Source organism: Pseudomonas persica (assembly GCF_900291015.1).
GTDB lineage: Bacteria > Pseudomonadota > Gammaproteobacteria > Pseudomonadales > Pseudomonadaceae > Aquipseudomonas.
This window is the reverse complement of the sequence record NZ_OLKL01000302.1, coordinates 1-245: the sequence shown is the minus strand read 5'-3', so window position 1 is coordinate 245 and position 245 is coordinate 1. Positions and strand designations below refer to the sequence as shown.

Here is a 245-nt window from a genome sequence, read left to right as displayed (position 1 = left end):
CAGGTACAGCGTCGAATAGGTGAAGCCTTCTTCGGTGGGTGCCAAGCCATCGTGGATGTCGCCAGGCTCAAGTAAAAATACCTGCCCCGGCGTACTGCGGTGGCGCACCCGGCGGCAGTTGAACTGCTGCACGCCCTGCTCGGTAACGCCGACCAGGAAGCTGTCGTGCCAGTGGGGATCATAGGCATGGCCGACAAAATGCGCACGGACCGACTCGATGCCGGTGTCGGCGTCTTGTTTGAAGT

At 60.8% G+C, this 245-nt stretch carries 1 protein-coding gene; it reads right to left on the bottom strand.

What is annotated here, in order from left to right; translation table 11 throughout:
• Nucleotides 1-245, bottom strand: a 245-nt coding sequence (locus FQ664_RS26665) for an AraC family ligand binding domain-containing protein (RefSeq protein ID WP_178091120.1), incomplete at both ends; no start/stop codon positions are given.